The organism is Streptomyces sp. NPDC048483 (assembly GCF_040651455.1).
In the GTDB taxonomy this organism is placed as follows: Bacteria; Actinomycetota; Actinomycetes; order Streptomycetales; family Streptomycetaceae; genus Streptomyces.
In genome coordinates this window covers 34,913-52,365 of record NZ_JBEZJZ010000015.1, presented here as the reverse complement: position 1 = coordinate 52,365, position 17,453 = coordinate 34,913, and the positions used below count along the sequence as shown (strand labels likewise).

The window sequence follows — 17,453 nt, the reverse complement described above, 5'->3', positions numbered from 1 at the left end:
GTAATCGCCGGTGGCGGGCGCCGCGGCAAGGATGGCGGTCACCCCGCGTCCTTCGGCGCAACGCGGGTTCACGAAGGAGAGAGCCACTGTGCCCGGACCCATGACCACCCGTGCCGTGGTGCAGGAGGTGCTGCGCCGGATCGGCGCGGGCGACCCCGAGCGCATCGCCGAGATGTACGCGGAGCAGGCCGACTGGAAGCTGGACTGGCCGGTGGCGGAGCACGGCCGCGCCGCCACCCCGTGGATCCGCCACCGGTCCACCCGCGCCGACGCCGCCGCGCACTACCGCGAGCTCGCCGAACACCACATACCCGAGCGGGCGGCGACCGAGATCGAACGCATCCTCATCGACGGCGAGGAAGCGATCGTGCTCGGCGAGATCCGTCAGGCCGCCCGTCGCACCGGACGCGACTATCGCGCCCGCTTCGCCCTGCATCTCACCGTCGAGAACGGCCTCATCACCCACCATCACGTCTACGAGGACAGCCTCGCCGTCGCCCAGGCGTTCGCGGGCCAGGAGGCGTCCACCCCGTAACCCGCACGGCGTGGCGGCCGGCGAGGGCCACCACGCCCCTAGGGCACCACGCCCCTAGGCCACCACGTCCTTAGGGCACCAGGTCCGAGGTGCCACGCTGGTGCGGAATCGAGACCCCTTCGGACTGCTGCAATGCCACGGTCCGCGTCGGGGCGGGAATCCTTATGCCCTCGGCCCGGTACCGCTGGTGCAGACGCTTGATGAACTCGTGCTTGATCCGGTACTGGTCGCTGAATTCGCCGACCCCCAGGATCACCGTGAAGCCGACCCTGGAATCTCCGAATGTGTGAAAGCGGACGGCCGGTTCATGGTCCGGAACAGCGCCGTTGACCTCGCTCATCACGCTGGTGACGACCTCGGTGGTGACCCGCTCGACGTGCTCGAGATCGCTGTCGTAGCCCACTCCCACCTGCACCAGGATCGACAGCCGCTGCTCCGGCCGGGTGAAGTTGGTCATGTTGGTGCCGGCCAGCTGAGCATTGGGGATGATCACCAAGTTGTTGGAGAGCTGGCGCACCACGGTGTTACGCCAGTTGATGTCGACGACATAGCCCTCCTCGCCGCTGCTGAGCCGGATGTAGTCACCGGGCTGCACCGTCTTCGAGGCAAGGACATGCACCCCTGCGAAGAGGTTGGCGAGGGTGTCCTGCAGCGCCAGGGCCACCGCAAGGCCCCCCACACCCAAGGCGGTGAGCAGCGGGGCGATGGAAATGCCCAGGGTCTGCAACACGACGAGAACGCCCAGCGCCAGCACCACAATGCGGGTGATATTGGCAAAGATCGTGGCCGATCCGGCCACTCCCGATCTGGACTGGGCCAGGGACTTCACCAGCCCGGTGATCACCCGGGCCGCGGTGAGCGTGACGACCAGAATGAACAGGACGGTGAGCGTCCGGTTGATGTTGCGTCCCACCGTCGCCGTCAGCGGCAGCATCGCGGTGGCCGCCGCCAGGCCGCCGCATATCGCCGCCCAGGGCACCACGGACCGCAACGCATCCACGATGACGTCGTCCCCGCTCCACCGCGTCCTGCGCGCATGCTTCCCCAGCCACCGCAAGGCCGCCCGCAACAGCAGACCGGCCATGACACCGGCGGCCAGCACGGCCCCGGCGACGATCACGTCATGGAGTGTCAGCGCGCGGTTCACCGGCCGCCCCCCGCTGTCTGGCGGAGCGCCTCTGCCGAGCACCGAATATGACGCATCGTCACCTTGCCACCTGCTTGTCTCTAGGGCTGCGAATGCGCCGAGACATCCAGGACACCCCCGACGCAAGCTGCCATCCTGCCGCACCCGGCCCGGCCGGCCGCGGGTGCCCCAGCAGGGAGTCTCCATCAGATCACTTGCGGGATGAGGCGTTTACGGCCACGGCCCACAGGGGCCATGACCCACGGGCGCCCGGCAACCCGGTCGGACGACTGCCGCACCCGAGCGCCCACCAGCGCCGAATACGACGCCCAATACATCGCATTACCCGATTATCGCGACGATCAATGCGCCAAGGGAGTGCACTCGCCTCTGACTGCCCCCGACTCACCCATTTGCCGCCCGTTGCCCGCTGGCCACTGCCCACCGACCACTGCGCCGTGTGAGCCATACAGGAGGGCTCGCGGGATGAATTACTCCTCCCGCTATGCGCCCGGAGTGCAACGGTGCAGCGGAAAACCTGGCGCACGCCGCTTTTCCCGGCCAGGAACGGTTAGGTATAGGGGTTGAAGAACAACATGCGTCGCTGGATACGTGGATCTCGCAGGCGCTAATGGGCTGAGCGTGAGGAGATCTTAATCCACGAGGCGGTATCCACACAGCCGCTGACGCACACTCGGTCAACTTACGGGTGCGGAAAAGGCACCAGAACACACAGCACGTGCACCAGGAGTACAGATGAACAATCGAAGGTCGGGAACAGTACAGGCAATCAGCGATGTACGAGCGGAAGCCATCATCCGGGCAGACGAGGACGGAGCCGATATCCTCGCCCCGTACGCGGAACTGCGGGATTCGGGCCAGGAGGCGCCTTCCCTGACGGCGGGTGAACGCGTCACGTACACACGGGAAGAGCGATCGCGGGGACCGATCGCGCGGGACATTTGTCGCTAGCAGCCAACAGAAGGATCCCCTAGGCCCGGAGGTCGAATGCTGCGCCGCACACGGGTGTTGGTCAGGCTGCACTGCCGCCGTACGGAAGAACCCTGCGTACGGCATACAGCCTGACCAACGAACGCATGAAAAAGCACCACGGGGTGGCCTAGAACTTCGCGGCCCCCGCGACAATGGCTTCCCGAATGCGGTGGTATGTACCGCAGCGGCAGATGTTGCGGATTTCGTCGAGGTCGGCGTCGCCTATCTCGTGGCCGGCCGCCCTGGCCTGTTTGACCTTGGCGACGGCGGCCATGATCTGCCCGGGCTGGCAGTAGCCGCACTGCGCAACATCGCGCTCCAGCCACGCCTCCTGCATGGGATGCAGATCCTTGCCGACGGTGGCGGGGAGACCCTCGATCGTGGTGATCTCGTCCTCGGGCCTGATGTCCTTGACCGGCACCGAACAGGGGTTGAACGCCTTGCCGTTGATGTGGCTCGTGCAGGCCTGACAGACGCCGAGCCCGCAACCGTACTTGGGGCCGGTCACGCCCAGGACGTCCCGGAGCACCCACAGGAGCCGTACGTCGCCCTCGATGTCCACGGTCACGGACCTGCCGTTGAGGATGAAGGTGTGTTCGGGCACGGTTGCTCCTAGTAGGCGCGGCTCAGGCCGTCGGTCGGCGAGGCGGGGATCGGCGGAACGGTGGGCAGCGGCTCGAAGCCGAGCGGTTCGCCGTGGTTGACGGGGAACGTCGTCGGCATCGTGCCCGTCGCCCGGCCATAGGCACAGGCGACGGCTGCCATGGCGCCGGCCACCGCCAGTTCGCCCGCACCGCCCGGCTTCCCCGTAGTCGGGGGCATGACAATGATCTCCAGCTCCGGCGGGGTGTTCCACTGCCGGGTGTAGAAATAGTGGTCCCAACTCCCTTCCAGGAAATGCCCGTTCCGGAGGTGCAGGCCCGAACTGAGGGTGATCGCGATGCCGTCGGCAATGCCGCCCATCATCTGGGCCTCCAGGCCGCTGGGGTTGACGGCGAGGCCGACATCGACCGCGCAGACGACCTTGGTGACGCGCGGCCCGGTGTAGGCGTCGGGAATCTCGCGGCCGGTCGTCTCCGGGCGGCAGTCGATCTCGGCGAGCAGGGCGACGAAGGCGTGGTACTCGGGGTGAATCGCGATCCCCTGCGCGGTCCCTGAGGGCATCGCGCGGCCCCACTTGCCCACTTCGGCGACCTTGTCGAGGACGGCGCGGGCGCGTTCCTCCTTCAGGAGCCGGCGACGGAAGGCGTACGGATCCTTGCCGATCCGCTTCGCCAGCTCGTCCACGACGAGTTCCTGCGCGCAGCGGACGTTGGGCGAGTAGATGTTGCGCATGGAGCCGGTGTTGAAGCTCTTGTCCGTCTCGTTGAGCAGCTGGGTCGTGACCCCGAAGTGATAGGGACTCTGCTGGGTGAGCGCGAAGATCGTCTCGGCGAAGGTCAGGTCACCGACGGGCAGTTGCGCCGCCTGGGAGGTGATGATCTCCCCCAGCCCGTGACCGAAGTCGGTGGCGACGGAGGTGTGGCGCTGCTCGTACGTGAGGACTTCCCCGAGCGCGTACGTGGCCCGGACCCGGGACGTGGCCATCGGGTGCGTGCGGCCCTGGCGGAAGTCATCGGTGCGGTGCCACATGAGCTTTACGGGCTTGCCCATGGCCTTCGAGATCTCCGCGGCCTCGCGGGCGGCGTCGTGGAAGAGCTTGCGGCCGAAGGAGCCGCCGCCCTCGGTGACATGGACCTTGACGGCCGAGGGCGGCAGGCCGAGATGGAGGGCGATCTCCTCCTGGGCGACGATCGGTGACTTGAGACTTGCCCAGATCTCGGCCGAGTCCTTCCGTACGTCGGCGACCGCGCAGTTCGTCTCCAGAGCACCGTTGCTGGCGAAGTGGAAAGTGAAGCGGGCGTCAACGGCTTTGGTCGCGGGCTTCAACGGGGGTACGGCGAGCGGGAGTTCGGCCTTGCGGAGTTTCTGGAGGACGGTGGCGTCGGTGGCGTCCTCGGCGCTTCCCGGGCCCCACGTGACCTTCAGCGCGCGGACCGCGTCGATGCACTGGCCGAAGGTACGGCCGCGCACGGCGACGCCGGTCGAGATCCGTACGACATCGGTGATGCCCGGCATGGCGCGGACCGCGTCCAGGTTCGCCACCGAGCGAACCGTCCCGTTGATCGTCGGCGCGCGGCACACCATCGTCGGCAGCGCGTCCGGCACCTGCAGGTCCATGGCGAACTTCTTGCGGCCGGTCACGGCCTCCAGTGCGTCGACGCGCCCGTGCCCCACGCCGATGACCGTGAACTCGGACGGCTCCTTGAGCGCGACGGAGACCTTGGTGGTGGCCACGCTCGCGGCCTTCTCGGCCAGCTCGCCGTACGTGAGGCTCTTCCCGGCCGCGGACGTGATGACCCCGGCCTTGGCGGTCAGAGAACCGACCACCTCTCCCAGCTCCAGTGCCGCGGCCTTCAGGAGCCGGCCACGCGCGATGGCGGCCGCCACCCGGATCGGTGTGTAGGTGGAGATGGTGGTGTTCGACCCACCGGTGAGCTGGTTGAACAGCAGCTCGGGCCGGGCGTCCGCGAGCGTCACCCGGACCTTCTCGAGCGGCAGTCCCAGCTCTTCCGCGATCAGCATCGCGCTCGACGTGGTGATGCCCTGCCCCACCTCCGCCCGGGGCAGCGCGAAGGAGGCCGTTCCCTCGGCGTCGATCCGCAGGGTGATCAGGTTCGACGTCGGCAGCGTCGCGTGCGTGAGCATGTCGTTGAGGTCGTAGATCTCGGCGGGCCCGGGAAGCGACGGCACCGCTGCCGCCGCCTCGGCCGGGGCCACGATTTCCTCACCGAGCTGCGCGGCCACGGTCAGCGTGGAGGCCGCCACCACGTATCCCAGGAACCGCCGACGAGTGAACTCCCTTGTATCGGCCTCGATTTCGTCCCGCTCCGTACGGCTGTGCACACCCATCGACTGTCCTCTCGACGAACTTCGCGCTTGCACCATGCCACGAGCCCATCGGGCAGACACCCTTCAGGACGTTCAGGATGTCAGGACGGCCCAGGGCGTCAGGACGACGCGGCCTGGACTGCCGCCGCCGCATCGGCCTTGCCCGCTCCCCAGTTGCGGTCCGCCGCGGCGCCGGTGAAGGCGTCCAGGCGGGCGGAGCCGACGAGGAGCTGGACGAGTTGGGCCTGGGTCAGAGCGGGGCGGGACTGCAGCAAGAGGGCGCACACGCCGGTCAAGTGGGGCGCGGCCATGCTCGTACCGGACTTGGACTGGTACTGGTTCGTCCCCATGGCCCCTACCAGCGCCGAGGTGATGGCCTGGCCGGGGGCGGCTACGGTCGGCGCGTCGCGGCCGTCGCGGGTGGGACCGCGGCTGGAGAACGCGGACAGGCTCCCCTGGCCGGCACCCTTGGTGATGTACGAGGCTGCGGTGACGACCTTCTTGCTGGTGCCGGGAACGGAGAAGTCTTCCTTCCGGGAACTGCCGACCCACTCACCGGGCGCCGGCTCTCATGTGTCGGATGTCCGGGTGTTCCGCTCCGGGCCGAGCGGCTCGGACAGCTCCACATGGGCGACATGGTCGAGGTCCGTCAGCCTCTCGAGGTCACCGGGAGCGATCCGTGCCGTGGCCACGTCGCCCGCGACCGTCTGAAGCTGGGCGCCGGCCTCGGCGATGTGCTGCCGCTGCTGCTCGTCGAGCTCATCCGTCACCCGGATCAGCACTCTGACGGGGGCCGAGCGGGCCGATGCACCGGCTCCGTCGGCGTCGAACAGCATCTGCCGCGCCGCGGATCCGAGCTTCTCAGCACGCAGGTGTCTCCTTTGCCTTCGTGCGAGTGACGGGTCGTCATGAGGGGATCCGCGACCGGACCGCCATGTCCTCCCAGAATTGCCGGAGTTCGGCTGCGGTCATTCCTTGCCACGGTGCTCTCTTGCGCTGCAGCCATGACAGGGGGTTCCACGTGTGGTACCCGCGCAGCAGTGCCTGCTGCTGCCGGCAGAACGTCTCGCGCAGCTCGGCTCGCGGCTGACGCCCCATGGCCGGGTAGGGACACAGCTGGAACGGGCAGTCCCGCAGACATGTGCTGCCCGGTGGTGCGTGCTCGGCCACGCCCACGGTCCGCCGGGGGCGGAGCGGAGCGCGGTCCTTGGTGAGGCACGGCGGCAGCACGGTCTGGTCCGCGCGTTCCAGGCGCTCCTCCAGCTCGGCCGGCCGCCCGGTCCATTCCGTGAGGTTGAGCAGGAGGAGTACGTCGGCGAGGAGCTGCTGGGCGCGTGGATGCAGGCTGCTCCATCCCACCGAAGGCGGCATCCAGAGGCTGTGCTTGCAGTGGGCACCGGGCTCTACCGGGGAGGAGCCGATGTTGTTCATGGCCCCGATCTCGTCGATCCACAGAAAGCGCTCGGGATGCCCGCTCTCCAGGGCGAGTACGGCGAGGTTCGCCGCCTCGGCGACGAAGGGGTGCAGCCGGTCTCCTTTGCGGGTCCGGTCGCCGGGTTGCAGGGCGCGCGGGTCCTGCTTGCTGCCTGCCAAAACGAGCCAACGCATCACCGCCTGTGTGGGGTCGGCCTGCACCGACGGGTGGGTGCGGCCGGGGTCGCCGGAGTCGGCTGTCGTCCCGTCCTCGTGCGTCGTGCCGTCGTCTTTCAGCACCTCGCTGTCGGGTCCTGCCCCATCGGATCCCCCGGGTCCCTGTGAGGTGGCCGTCCCTGCCCGGTCCGGCAGTTCCCACAGGCACAGCGCGTGAATGAGCGTCATCTGGGAGTACCAGAAGCGCGCATGGCTGAGCATGCTCTCGGCCTGTGCGACGAGGAATTCCCGGGCTTTGTCGTCGCTGTGCGGGTGCCGCCTTCTGCGGTTGGCAGCGCACTTGAAGCCTTGGGCAAGGGCGATCTCGAGAGAGCGGGGCAGATCTGCCCGCTCCGACCCTGAGTGCTCCGGTTCCAGGTGACGCAGCCAAATACTGAGTCGTTCCTTCGCCTGTTCCCTGTGCTTGTCCCCGACCGAACCCACCATCATGGGCACGAGCCAGGCCCGCAGGACGAACCGGCGCCAGATCTCGCTGTAGTGGTCGTTGCTCTCCGTTACGCGCTTGTCGTACTCCGCGCGAGTCTGTTCGTTGTCGGGCCGCACTCCGAGAAAGATCTCCCGGGTCCGCCGGTCCCTCTGCAGCTGTCTGCTGGATTCCCACTCGTACTGCACCCAGGGGTCGCTCTCCTCGGATTCCTTGGACAGCGGGAACATGGTGCGCAGGGCATCGAAGGCCCTGTCGCCTCCCGCCCCTATTTCCTGCGCGATAGCGAGCCTGAGAGGGTATGAGGGCTCGAGGGTAGCGATCCGGATGAGCCATTCGTAGGCCGGGACCCGGCCGTGTGCGGGGTCATGCTCGTTGTTCTCTGCCTCGCCGATCGCCCGGAGAACCTCGCCGAATCGTTGCAGCAGTACCTGTTGCGCAACTTCCAGTGTCCGGCGATCGCTTCCCTTGATGTCTTCCCACCTCTCATAGAGGATCCGGGCAATTTCCTGATGTTTGGCCGCCCCTGCGGCTCTGTCGATTTCGAGGGCGGCGGCATACATGTCGAACACTTTGGCGTCCGTGCGTGTCTGCGCCACATCGAGAAGCTTCTGGACGACGGCGGTCTGCTTGGCCTGAGCCGAGGCATCCTGCCTGTCTCTCAGAGCGGCCCGAGAGTTCAGGACGAGCGCGATAAGGAGTTCGCGGCCGGGTCCGGGCTCCTCGCATGCGAAGTTCAGAGGACCGTCCGAGCAGACGTCGAGGTAACCGGCTCCGAGGTACGCCTGAACAAGACTGTGCTGGAACCGGACCTTCTCCGCGCGGGTTTCCACCAGACCGAGCCTCTCCGCTTCGGTGGCACACAACGACAGGAGGGCACGGCAGCGGCGTTCACTGGTTTCCCTGGGACACAGGTCCTTGAGATTCTTCGCGAGGTGCTCCCGTATTTCCCCGGTTACGCGTTCCTCGCGGGAAGTACTGCTCGACCTCTGCGCCGCGGCGGGGTCGGCGCCCTCCCGGTCCGGTTCGATCAGCTCGTCGATGCGGACTTCCAGCCGGTCCCGCAGCAGTCCGATGGCGGCGAGTGCGGAGACCACCTCGATGAGGATCGTGCGTTGATCGCAGGGCAGCGCTATCTCGCCGTGGAGGCGCCCTTTGATCAAGGCCTCTCGCCACGTCGTCAGCAGGCGCCACTGCAGAGCGGTCCGGTCGGCGTTGCGCGTGTCCAGTTCCGCCCAGCCCTTGGCCTCGGCCATGTGCTTGAACAGGTCGTGATCCCGCAACTGGCGGGCAATCTGCAGATACAACGGGGATTCGGAGACGGCAGCCGTTTTCACAATCCATTCCATGCGATGGCTGTCGGAATCCGCGTGGTCCCCCAGGTATTCCAGCGCGGCCTCCTCGCTGAGCGGCTCCAGGTCGATCACGGCGGCCTGTGTGTGTTCCAAAGGCGCATGGGGGCGCGTGGCAATCACCAAGGGCAGCTTCTGGTGCTCCGCCCGCTGGATCGCATGGCGAATGAGGAGGTCCCGTTTCTTTTGTTTCTCGTCCTCGGCGAACGTCTCCTCAAGGCCGTCGGCAATGATGACGACCCTGTCGTCCATGCACAGTTGCCGCCACACTCTCTCGCTCTGCCGACGAGAGAGCGCATCACGGTCCACCGCCTCACAGAAGCGCTTCATGCCCAGCTCGCGGAAGTCCAGATGCGAGCCCTCCAGATCAACATCCCGCAGGCGGACCGGGACGGGGACCGCGCCCTTCTTGGCCAGCATCTGCGTGAGTTGTACGAGCACCGATGTCTTCCCGGTACCCACGCCGCCGACGAGCAGGTACGGACGCCTGGTGCGCCGGTCGCGCAGGGCCCGGGAAATTACCGAGCACATCTCTTTGCGCCCGACCACGTCCGTAATGGTGGGACCGGCCGTCGGCACGATGCTGCTCGGGTTCTTCTTGGCCGCCTGCGTCAGCGGCCGCCGCACGGAAACGTATTGCACCAGCAGAAAGACAAAGGTCGCCAGCCCGAGGCTCAGGAACGGCGACAGGAACCCGTATACCACCGCGCAGGGCGATCCCGATCCCGATCCCGTAGCGCTGCACAATCTTTGGACCGGGGACTTCTCATGAGTGACGATCGCGTAGACCGCCGAACCGACCCAGAACACAACGAGCACAACGGCCAGCACGGAAAAGCGCTGCAGCAACGCCACCCTCGACCACTTCATCCGCCACCGTCGAGCCGGTGCGACCTTGCGGCGGGCCGCCAGACGGACCAACAGCCTGCGGAGCAACTGCTCGAGGGCATCGGCCACATGGGAGACATAGCGCCTTGGCCGGACCAGAAGCGGGGTGCTCCGTGATACGAGCTTGCCTTGCGGATGCCTGATGACGTAGTTCATGCCGGATCGGGCCGCCCTTGTTGATCGGCCCGCGTTCTGCTGCGGACCGGTCAGTACGCGTGGTGCTGCTTTCTCCACCATCGTGACGCCCCCGCCGTCACCGCGGCGTGACTCCCGCGTGATGCCCGTCGGCATCCCACCCGTGCCGGTGTGCCGCCCCGTCCCGGCGCCGGGGCGCAACCGGCCGCAGGTCGGCCACGAGACCGCGCAGCCATGCCGTCGGACGCAGCCCGAGTTCGTCATGGAGAAGGGACCGGTAGTTCCGGAATGCGCGAAGAGCCTCGGACTGGTTGCCTTCGGCAAGATGCGCCTTGATCAAGGCTGCGTGGGCGGTCTCCCGCAGGGGCTCGGCGCGCACGGCCGCACCGGCCGCCATGACAGCGTGCGCGAAGTGCTGCGCCCTGATGAAGCGGACTGCGAGCGCTTCGAGAGCGTGCAGACGCAGTTGCCGCCACTCTTCCGCCTCGCGCAGTGCCCACTCGTCGCACCAGCCGGGAAGCAGGTCCTGGGACAGGCCGTCGATCTCCGTGACACCCAGGTACGGGCTTTCCGCCGCTTCGGTGGAATCCACGGCGGCGTCCACGAGGAAGCGTGCGAGCGACCTGAGTTCGCGGAAATCGACTCCCACGCCGTCCGTGAGGGCAAGTTCGGCGGGACCGACGTCGAGTATGCGGCAGCCCGCCCCGCGCAGGCGGCTGAGTGCCGAGCGCAAGGACGCGTACGCACGGCACTCGGACGCGTCCGGCCACAGGTTCTCCGCGACGATGCATCGGGGCACCTTGTCCGGACGCAGAGCAATGAAGGCGAGCAGACGCTCGACTCCGGCGGGGATCCGGGCGAGTTCGCCGTCCGTGACCAGGCTGAAGCCGCCGAGCAGCACGATGCGGGCTGTGGTGCCCTCCGGCATCGGGGACACCCCGCCGGCCGGCAGCGGGCCGCCGATGGGGCACGACGCGCTCGTCATCTGCCGGTCGCGCGTGCGCCTGGAGCGCGGCGAGCGCAGTCGGCCGCACGGTACCTGGTGCGGCATTTCCCCGAGCGGCCGTGGCCGTCCCGCGTGGGTACCGTTCACGGTGCCGGATCCCGTCCGGGTGCTACGGCTCATCGCCTCCGCATCTCCTGATGGGCAGCCACATACTCCGACCGGGGAGAGGCGATCATGCGCCTCTCCGGTCCCGGGCCCCCTTCCTCCATCGTGCGTCGCGTCTTTGACCGGTGTCGAATCGTGGGGCCGACGCCCGGTGGAGGAAGCTGAGCGAGCGTTCACATGTGTGCGTAAGGGCCGGGCCGCGTACTCACCTTGCTGGAGAGGGCTGTCCTGTTGGTGATCCAGATGCGACGGTCGAGGCGCAGCGAGAACATGGATTTGGCCCCTGGTCGGTCCTGGAAATTGCCGGGACCCGTTGATCGGCTGTCCCGGCACGGAGGAACAAGGGGCCACCGAAACAATCGCAACAACTCGTTTCACGGTGGGCGTGTAGCCCGGCCCCACGGGAATCCTCCGTAGCGCCACGCATGGCCTGGCTTGCGTTTGGGGAATCGTCCGCCGCCGAGGAGGACACCATGACTGCGCCCATGACCGCGGACCAACTACTCGGGGCGCTCCGTCGCGAGCACGTAGCCGTCAAGGAGACGGACAACTGGCGTCACCACAACCGCAACCACAAAGGCCCGTTCAGCAATGTGAACGGGGTGATGATCCACCACACCGTCACTTCCGGCACGGCCAACACCGTCAAAATCTGCCACGACGGATTCCCACAGCTCCCCGGCCCGCTGTGCCACGGCGTCATCGGCAAGGACGGCGTCGTCTACATGGTGGGCCACGGTCGTGCGAACCACGCCGGCCTGGGTGACGACGACGTGCTGCGGGCGGTCATCGACGAGAAGCCGCTGCCCCAGGACAACGAGGCCAATACCGACGGCAATGCCAGGTTCTACGGGTTCGAGTGCGAGAACCTGGGCGACGGGAAAGACCCCTGGCCCGAGGTGCAGCTCGAGGCGATCGAGAAGACGGCGGCCGCGATCTGCCGCGAACACGGCTGGCACGCCGCCAGCGTCATCGGCCACCTGGAGTGGCAGCCGGGCAAGATCGACCCCAAGGGATTCACGATGGCCGGCATGCGCGAGAGGGTCACCCAGCGCCTCGCCGCCCCGCCCGGGAGCTGACCATGAGCGTCAAAGGGATCGATGTTTCGTCCTACCAGGCGGAGAAATACAACACGGTCGGCTGCGCCTTCGTGTTCATCAAAATCACGGAGGGAACCACCTACACGAACCCCAAGTGGGTCCATCAGCGAAAGACCGCGCGGGAAGCCGGGCTGGTGACCGGGTTCTATCATTTCGCCCGGCCCGGCCCCGTTGAACGCCAGGTGGACTACTTCCTCTCCAAAATCAAGCTGGCAGCCGGGGACATTCTCGCCCTCGACTGGGAGGACGCGGGCGTTTCGAATGCTTGGAAGGACAGCTGGCTCAAGCAAGTGCGGCAGCGCGCTCCGGGCCACAAGGTGATCCTTTACTGCAATCGGGACTACTGGCTGCACCGTGACACCACATCGTTCTCCGGGGACGGCCTGTGGATCGCCGAATACAACGGCAGGCCTGGTCGGCCCGACATCCGACATCCTTGGCTGTTCCACCAGTACACCGATCGTCCGATCGACACAAACCTCGGGAACTTCAAGGACAAGGCGGCACTGCACAGTTGGTCCTGACCCCGTCCCTCCTCGTCACGTCGTTCCTCCTCGCTCGTTTCACCCGAAACGGCTGACGGTGAGACGGAGACAGGCCTCGGGGCCAAGAATGGGCCGGACCACCTCCGGAAGCGGGATCTCGGCGTGCAGGCCCTCGACGTCCTCGGCCAATCGGTAGGGCTCCTCGACGATCGGATCCATGGCGTCGATGCTGCCCGGGACGCCCGAGTTCCACGCGGTCCACATGTGCAGACCCGTATCCGATTCATGGTCATGCCGGCCGACGTCAACGATGAGCGTGTCTTCCCAATCGGCCACCTGCTCGAGATGGTCGTCCCAGAAGAACCGGCCGCGTCTCTCGACGAGATGGAATACGCGCAATGCCAGCGTGTAGCGGGAACGGAGCGGCGGCCGGCCCTCCCGGAAACCGCGGACCCGCATCGGGTCGAGGAGGAATGCGGTGGCCAGGGGAACAGGGCCGGCGTCACCATCCGTGCCGCCGTGCTGGGCGACTTCCTGATTCAGCTGGACGGGGCAGTAATGGGACGCACGTTGTTCATGCATGACGGTCGGCAGGCCCCGGACGGCCAGCCGCACATCCGACTGCCAGACCCATGATTCGCCGGGGCGCTGCTCGGGCAGCTCGAGGCCGCGCAGGTCGGCGCGAACGTGGTAGGTCCCGAAGAGGAAACGGCGCAGGTTCTGATAGCCCTCTTCGGAATTCACCAATCCGTAGCGGCCCGAGTGGGAGCGGTGGACGAAGGCCCGGTGCGCGTTGCGCACATAGGCGTTGTCGATATGGACGAGCCCGTCACTGCGTGGTCCGACCGCCTTCTCCACGAGTCCGTAGTCGGCCGCATTGGTGCCGACGAGGCAGAAGATCCGTCGCACATCGAAGGCCTCGGCCGGAATGTCGTGGGGCCGCCAGTCGGGTGGGGGATCGTCGCCGTCGGACGCCCCGGGTGTCAGATAGACGTACATGCGGTCGGGGGCGAAGATTTCCGATCCACCGGGCCCGAAGGTCTCCATCGCCCAGTCGACGAGGCCGCCGCCGATGTCGAAGGCGATACCGCCGTGCGGGGTGCCGTAGGTGAAGAACTTGTCCACCAGCTCGCTGCCCGGGATCCGTGGTTCACCCGTGCTCGGATCGGCGGTGCGGGACACCTTCTGGATCATGCAGCGTGCGAGCAGACCACCCATGGAATGCGCGACCAAATGCACCCTGGGGGCGCCGGTCTTCCGACGGACGAGCTGGACGAAGTCGTACAGCCGCTCCGCCGCCTTCTCGAGGTCGAATTCCTCCGGAGCCTGCGTCACGGAGGTACCGAAGGTGGAAGCGGCGTAATCATAGAAACGGTGCACCCAGATGGACGCGTGCGGCACCTCGCCGTCGGCCTGTGAGTGGAGATAGGCCTGCTGGTCACCGCGCACCAGGAGCTGGTAGTCCTCGTCATTCATCAGCCGCAGCAAAGGGCCCTCGAACTGGTAAAAGCGCGGGGTTCCCTCCCCACCCACACGAATGTGGGTGGCGCCGCTGTTGAGCCCATAGAACGGGTCGTCGACCTGTTTGTCCACGCCACTCGGCGGACCGGCATACCCGCGCAGATAGATGATGGGCGATCGCTCCGACATAGGGGGCACCCTTCCGGTCCGCGTCCGGTTGGTGGGGCCGGCGCACCGTCAATCGCGGTCCATCGCTGACCAGGCCAGGCTGCGGCAGAAACCGGAGAGGCGCCAGCCGCCCGGGGCCGGACGGGGCACCTCTGTCCATGGTCCGGTGACGACCCCGCCGATGCCGCCCGATGCCCGCCGATGCCCCCGATGCCCCTGCCGATACGGTGCGGCCGCGTCACTGAAAGTCGGCGGTCTCGAAATACATGTCGGTCTTGACGTCGATCTCCACCGGTACGGACTGACCGTTCACCGCAGCGACAGCGGCCGCCTTGTCCCGTTCCTTCAGCTTCGCGTCGGGCTCGTTGGGGCGGCCGGTGACGGTGACCTCGACTCCCCGGCGCAGCTGCTCGTCGGAGACCTGAACACCCTGGATGTCGGCCGACAGCAGGTGATCGAACTCCTGGTGGCGCGTGTCCACGAAGGGCCCGATGATCCGGTGTGCCAACAGCCGCTCCGGCCCCTGACCGAAGAGGATGTACGTCAGGGTCTCGAGCGGTTCGGTCTGCGGGTCGAACCTGTGGTGAAAGACGACGTTGCGGACGTCCACCACGACGTCAGTGGCGATTTCGACGGATGTCTCGGGATGGGCGGGCGGCTCTTCGAAGTGGTTGCGGACGAGACTCCCGGTGAATGACGTGCGGGCGGGCGGTTGGCCGGCCGGCCCGGGGAAGAGCTCGGGGAGCACGAACGGCTCGGGATTGAACGTATAGAGCCGGGATTCCGGGTGCGCCTTGCGGTCGTCCTGATACACCCGGTCAAAGGAACCGAAGGATCCCTGTATGACGGCCTGGTAGTGGTGCGGACTGTGCGGCATCGGCAGGTGGGACAGGAAGGGGGTGCCGTCTCCCACCACCGCCATGCCGTGGCGACTGGGTGGGTCGGCCGAGGAAGGCCCGGTACCGGCCGCGTGTCCGGAATGGCTCATGTCCATGTGCCCTGTGTGATCCATGTGCATCGCTTGCCGCCCTTCGCCCGGACCCGCAAGGGACTGCTGTCGACCTGTGGGCCCGGCTGTCGAACCGGCCCCGGCGCAAGTGCGCGGACAAGGATCCGACCGTCGTGGTGGGACGACCACGGCCAGGTCAACGGGCGTGCCCTGCCGGGGCTTCACCCCTGCTTCCAGCATGGGACCGGCCTGGGTGCCCTGCATCTCGAACCAGTGTGCCCATACGGCGGGGGCCCGGCGGGCGTGACTCGATCTTGCATGCGATCAATCAGGCCCTGTGCAAGCCTTGATGTGGCTCTGAATTCCGCTGCTGGCTCCCTCCCCTCCGCTGAACATCGACATCAGTCCTCTTGCCGGGAGTCCCTCTTAACCAGGAGTCCCTCTTGTCGGGAGCAGCCATGAATCTCGATGACGTCGTCCGCTGCGAGATCCATCCCACGATCGGCATCGCCCGGCTGGGCAACAGCCCCGACGGTTTCTTCATCGGTCCGGAGGCTCCCGGCATCCCGCCGCGACCCGACGGCGGCTTCAAGGACACCGCAGGGCGGATCAAACGCCAGGCCGCCAGATTCCGCGTGTACGCCTATGACCAGGCCGGTACTGTCCTGGGCGAGCTCACCTCGGCCGACGCGCAGCTCACCTGGACCGCTGAACTGGCCAACACCAAGGGCGAGTGGTTCACCTTCACCGGGCGCTTCAAGGAGTCCACCGCGGACGCCAACCGCCGTAACCAGGACGTCGATCCGACCGATCCCACCGCGCGCGCACGCCTGGCCATCCAGCCGGGCCCCCGCAGCGTGACCGGTCCATCGCAGGACGGCACGGATGCCCGGTTCGACACCGGGACCTTCCTGGGCAGCCCCGTACCGCTCGGTGAACTGCGCACCGACGACGTCGGCCGGCTCCTCGTCCTCGGCGGCTTCGGAAAGTCCGCTTCGGTCAAGCCGAACAACCCGATCGCCCACTACGCCAACAATGACTTCTGGTTCGACGACATCTCCGACGGTCCGGTCAGCGCGACCGTGGGCCTGGGCCCGCAGATGCGCCAGGTGCCGGTGACTCCGGCGTGGTGCCTGGTGGCGCCGCCCGATTACGCGCCCGACACGCCAAGCCTGATCACCCTGTACGACGTCGCCGTGGAGGTCGCCCGCGCGTCGGGCAGGCTGCCCGTGGCGTCGAAGGTCTCCTTCACCCGCGACATCTACCCGTTGCTCGCCCGGCCGGTCGGATTCGGATGGGTCAACAAGGGAGCGCGCAGAAGGCACGGCGTCGGGCGGAACTTCCTTGCCCCGGCCCGTCTCGCCGAACTGTCCTCGAACGACGATGCGCATGCCAGGCACCGCAACGCCGTCTTCGACAAGCTGCGGAGGCCGTCACCCGGCCTGATGGACATCGACCAGGCCAACAGCCAGTTCATGCCCGTCCTCGCCGGCGACGGCGGCGATCCGGTCGGCGATTCCGACGGCGAGGACGGCCATCGGACGATCGGCGAGCCGCGGACCTGGCTGTCGCTGCTGCCCGGCCAGTACGAGCGGATGCGCCGCTGGGCCGTCGGCGACTTCCTGGCCGACTGGACAGGCGTGCCCGCCCCCGTCCCCTTCGCGGCTCTCGCGCCGGCAGACCAGCCACACGCCCTCGTACGGGCTGCGCTGGAGACGGGCAATGGCGGGGGATTCTTCCCGGGCATCGAGATGACATACATCGCCGATAACCCGGCCACCTGGGCCGCGCCCTTCCGGCTGCGCGAGGATCTGGTCGCCGGAGACATCACCAAGTACATGGCCCTGCCCTGGCAGGCCGACTTCTACGCGTGCAAGAACCACTGGTGGCCGGCGGCCCGGCCCGATGAGGTCCTTCCCGAACCGGAGCACGACGCGCTCCTTCAGGTCGCGACCGAGGCATTCCGGGAATGGGACCGCGGTGTCGGCGAGGGTGAGCACCCGCATGCGGGGATGAACGAGATGGTCGAGAAGTGGAGCACTCTCGGGTTCGTCGTCGCCCGGCCGGGTCCGGACGGCCATGAGGTCCTGGTGGAGACGGAGCGGACCGCTCCCGAACCCGGGTAGGCAGACCGTGGCCAGGAAC

At 67.3% G+C, this 17,453-nt stretch carries 12 protein-coding genes and 1 pseudogene; 4 read left to right on the top strand and 9 right to left on the bottom strand.

Annotated elements, in window-relative coordinates; genetic code table 11:
- Positions 1-100 precede the first annotated feature (100 nt).
- A complete protein-coding gene (locus tag AB0D04_RS11030) occupies positions 101-535 on the top strand; it encodes a nuclear transport factor 2 family protein (RefSeq protein ID WP_362701800.1) in 435 nt (144 codons plus the stop codon).
- Between the two features lie 70 nt (positions 536-605).
- On the opposite strand, the gene AB0D04_RS11025 is transcribed toward AB0D04_RS11030, so the two are convergent.
- From AB0D04_RS11025 to AB0D04_RS10995, 7 genes and pseudogenes are all read right to left on the bottom strand, one after another.
- A complete protein-coding gene (locus AB0D04_RS11025) occupies positions 606-1,682 on the bottom strand; it encodes a mechanosensitive ion channel family protein (RefSeq protein ID WP_362701799.1) in 1,077 nt (358 codons plus the stop codon).
- Between the two features lie 1,099 nt (positions 1,683-2,781).
- Positions 2,782-3,258 (bottom strand): (2Fe-2S)-binding protein, encoded by a 477-nt coding sequence (locus tag AB0D04_RS11020; protein ID WP_362701798.1) that lies wholly within the window; start codon positions 3,256-3,258, stop codon positions 2,782-2,784.
- 8 nt (positions 3,259-3,266) lie between these two features.
- The gene (locus AB0D04_RS11015) at positions 3,267-5,606 is read right to left on the bottom strand and encodes a molybdopterin cofactor-binding domain-containing protein (protein ID WP_362701797.1); all 2,340 of its coding nucleotides are present in this window, start codon (positions 5,604-5,606) and stop codon (positions 3,267-3,269) included.
- Between the two features lie 98 nt (positions 5,607-5,704).
- Positions 5,705-6,106: pseudogene (locus AB0D04_RS11010) on the bottom strand (S8 family serine peptidase); the annotation flags it as partial.
- A 48-nt stretch (positions 6,107-6,154) separates the two neighbouring features.
- On the bottom strand, positions 6,155-6,421 hold the full coding sequence (locus tag AB0D04_RS11005) for a hypothetical protein (protein WP_362701796.1): 267 nt from the start codon (positions 6,419-6,421) through the stop codon (positions 6,155-6,157).
- A gap of 70 nt (positions 6,422-6,491) precedes the next feature.
- The gene (locus AB0D04_RS11000) at positions 6,492-10,055 is read right to left on the bottom strand and encodes an NACHT domain-containing protein (RefSeq protein ID WP_362701794.1); all 3,564 of its coding nucleotides are present in this window, start codon (positions 10,053-10,055) and stop codon (positions 6,492-6,494) included.
- 97 nt (positions 10,056-10,152) lie between these two features.
- Entirely contained in the window at positions 10,153-11,019 is an 867-nt protein-coding gene (locus AB0D04_RS10995; protein ID WP_362701792.1) for a BTAD domain-containing putative transcriptional regulator, read from the bottom strand.
- A gap of 599 nt (positions 11,020-11,618) precedes the next feature.
- On the opposite strand from AB0D04_RS10995, the gene AB0D04_RS10990 reads away from it, so the two are divergent.
- A complete protein-coding gene (locus AB0D04_RS10990) occupies positions 11,619-12,224 on the top strand; it encodes a peptidoglycan recognition family protein (protein WP_362701791.1) in 606 nt (201 codons plus the stop codon).
- A 2-nt stretch (positions 12,225-12,226) separates the two neighbouring features.
- Complete coding sequence (locus tag AB0D04_RS10985; RefSeq protein ID WP_362701789.1) at positions 12,227-12,769, top strand: glycoside hydrolase family 25 protein; 543 nt, start codon at positions 12,227-12,229, stop codon at positions 12,767-12,769.
- Between the two features lie 39 nt (positions 12,770-12,808).
- Here the strand turns inward: AB0D04_RS10985 and AB0D04_RS10980 are convergent, their stop codons facing one another.
- Positions 12,809-14,380, bottom strand: a complete 1,572-nt coding sequence (locus AB0D04_RS10980) for a hypothetical protein (protein ID WP_362701788.1) — start codon at positions 14,378-14,380, stop codon at positions 12,809-12,811.
- A gap of 217 nt (positions 14,381-14,597) precedes the next feature.
- The gene (locus AB0D04_RS10975; RefSeq protein WP_362701786.1) at positions 14,598-15,353 is read right to left on the bottom strand and encodes a hypothetical protein; all 756 of its coding nucleotides are present in this window, start codon (positions 15,351-15,353) and stop codon (positions 14,598-14,600) included.
- Positions 15,354-15,766: 413 nt separating this feature from the next.
- Here AB0D04_RS10975 and AB0D04_RS10970 point away from each other — a divergent pair, with 413 nt between their 5' ends.
- Positions 15,767-17,434 (top strand): LodA/GoxA family CTQ-dependent oxidase, encoded by a 1,668-nt coding sequence (locus tag AB0D04_RS10970; RefSeq protein ID WP_362701785.1) that lies wholly within the window; start codon positions 15,767-15,769, stop codon positions 17,432-17,434.
- Positions 17,435-17,453 lie beyond the last annotated feature (19 nt).

What these genes read in the sequence shown, in the direction of transcription:
- AB0D04_RS11030 (WP_362701800.1), top strand. Translation starts at nt 101, where the DNA reads ATGACCACCCGTGCCGTGGTGCAGGAGGTGCTGCGCCGGATCGGCGCG.
- AB0D04_RS11015 (WP_362701797.1), bottom strand. Translation starts at nt 5,606, where the DNA reads ATGGGTGTGCACAGCCGTACGGAGCGGGACGAAATCGAGGCCGATACA.
- AB0D04_RS10995 (WP_362701792.1), bottom strand. Translation starts at nt 11,019, where the DNA reads ATGACGAGCGCGTCGTGCCCCATCGGCGGCCCGCTGCCGGCCGGCGGG.
- AB0D04_RS11000 (WP_362701794.1), bottom strand. Translation starts at nt 10,055, where the DNA reads ATGAACTACGTCATCAGGCATCCGCAAGGCAAGCTCGTATCACGGAGC.
- AB0D04_RS10980 (WP_362701788.1), bottom strand. Translation starts at nt 14,380, where the DNA reads ATGTCGGAGCGATCGCCCATCATCTATCTGCGCGGGTATGCCGGTCCG.
- AB0D04_RS10970 (WP_362701785.1), top strand. Translation starts at nt 15,767, where the DNA reads ATGAATCTCGATGACGTCGTCCGCTGCGAGATCCATCCCACGATCGGC.
- AB0D04_RS10975 (WP_362701786.1), bottom strand. Translation starts at nt 15,353, where the DNA reads ATGGACATGAGCCATTCCGGACACGCGGCCGGTACCGGGCCTTCCTCG.
- AB0D04_RS10985 (WP_362701789.1), top strand. Translation starts at nt 12,227, where the DNA reads ATGAGCGTCAAAGGGATCGATGTTTCGTCCTACCAGGCGGAGAAATAC.
- AB0D04_RS10990 (WP_362701791.1), top strand. Translation starts at nt 11,619, where the DNA reads ATGACTGCGCCCATGACCGCGGACCAACTACTCGGGGCGCTCCGTCGC.
- AB0D04_RS11005 (WP_362701796.1), bottom strand. Translation starts at nt 6,421, where the DNA reads ATGCTGTTCGACGCCGACGGAGCCGGTGCATCGGCCCGCTCGGCCCCC.